Annotated in this window: 2 protein-coding genes; one reads left to right on the forward strand and one right to left on the reverse strand. The window is 54.0% G+C overall.

Going from position 1 to position 1,708, the window contains the following annotated elements; all coding sequences use genetic code 11:
* Positions 1–365 (reverse strand): phasin family protein (locus tag BIS10_RS18635; protein ID WP_253507743.1); only part of this gene is annotated, 365 nt, incomplete at its 3' end.
* 303 nt (positions 366–668) lie between these two features.
* Here BIS10_RS18635 and BIS10_RS18640 point away from each other — a divergent pair.
* Positions 669–1,708 (forward strand): lyase family protein (locus BIS10_RS18640; protein ID WP_253507746.1); only part of this gene is annotated, 1,040 nt, incomplete at its 3' end.

Below are 1,708 nucleotides of genomic sequence, written 5' to 3' on the forward strand. Positions count from 1 at the left end.
TTGCTCATTTTGCTGGCAGTAGCTTGTGCCTGCTTAACGTTATCTTCCGTCAGCTTTTGGCTCTTCTGCAAGAAGTCCTGCTGCAGTGATACCACTTTGTCTGCATCACCTTTGACGCGCTCAGCCAACTCTTTGGCTACTTTCTGCTGGCCTTCCATGTAGCTGCGCAGGCCCTCAGCGTCTTTAACGCTCATCAGCTGGCGCATTTGTGCAATGCCGGTATCAACATAGGCTTTGTTAGCGTCTAGCTGAGCGTTTAGCAGTTTTTCAGAATAGTCGATGCTGAGGCTCATGTAGGCACGTGCCGGAGCCATAAACAGGTTATCGAACTGCTGAGTCATTTCATTGGTGTTAAAGGTACGCATAATCAACACTCCTGTGCCATTGCTAAGGTCTGTGGGCTGCTAAGCTAAACCCAAGACGATTCGTTTATCAGCGACGGCGAGCTAAGGAATGCACCGTTACTGATCTGGGTTATCTTGCATTGCAGCATAGCAAGCGGTTTTGTGCAGTGCAACAATTTGGGCAAAATAAACCTTGAAAACGCGCCCAGCCAGCTTGGTGGTTTACCAAACCGGGCGGGGTGGCTAGGCTGAAGCGTAGAGAGAATCGTTATCAATGGAGTGGTGTTAGTTCAAATGCCGCTGATGACTTAACAGGAGTGTGGAATGGATACGCGTATTGAACGAGATAGCATGGGAGAGCTTGAGGTACCGGCAAAGGCGCTTTACGGTGCCCAAACCCAGCGTGCCATTAATAATTTTCCCGTCTCAGGCACGCCCATGCCGGTGGCATTTGTGCATGCCGTGGCACGCATTAAGCTAGCGGCTGCTCGTAGCAATCACCAGCTAGGTCTATTAGATGCCGAGCGCGCGCAGGCTATCGAAAAAGCCGCACAAGCGGTGATTGATGGCCAGCATGACGACCATTTCCCCATTGACGTTTTCCAGACTGGCTCGGGCACCTCCACCAATATGAACGTGAATGAGGTGCTGGCGACGTTGGCTAGCCGTGAAGGAGTCGAGGTGGCGCCCAACGATCACGTTAATATGGGCCAATCCAGTAACGATGTGATCCCGACGGCGATCCATCTCTCCGCCGCTATCGCCGTGAATGAGTCACTGAGGCCTGCATTAGTCGCGCTACAAGCGACCATTGATCGCCGTGCTGACGAACTCAGCCATGTCGTTAAAACCGGGCGTACCCATTTGATGGACGCTATGCCTTTGCGGATGGATCAAGAGTTAGGGGCGTGGTCTAGCCAGGTGGGGCAAGCCATTGAGCGCTTTGACAGTGCGATGGTGCGGTTATGCCGCCTTGCCCAGGGTGGTACTGCAGTGGGTACGGGGATTAACGCGCCAGAGGGCTTTGCTGACTTAATGGCGAAAGAACTGAGCCAACAAACGGGTCTCTCTTTTGTTCCTAACGATAGCTTTTTTGCCAGCTTGGCTTCGCAAGACGCTGCGGTGGAATTATCCGGCCAGCTGAAAGGCTTCGCCTGCGTGGTGATGAAGATCGCCAACGACCTACGCTGGATGAACTCGGGGCCGCTGGCCGGGCTGGGTGAAATTGAGCTTGAAGCGCTGCAGCCGGGTAGCTCTATTATGCCGGGCAAAGTCAACCCGGTGATTCCCGAGTCGGCGGCACAGGCGGCGGCGCAGGTGATGGGGTTAGATACGGCGATCACAGTGGCGGGGCAGAGCGGCAA

This window comes from Halomonas sp. 707B3 (assembly GCF_024158645.1).
GTDB classification, from domain to species: domain Bacteria; phylum Pseudomonadota; class Gammaproteobacteria; order Pseudomonadales; family Halomonadaceae; genus Vreelandella; species Vreelandella lionensis.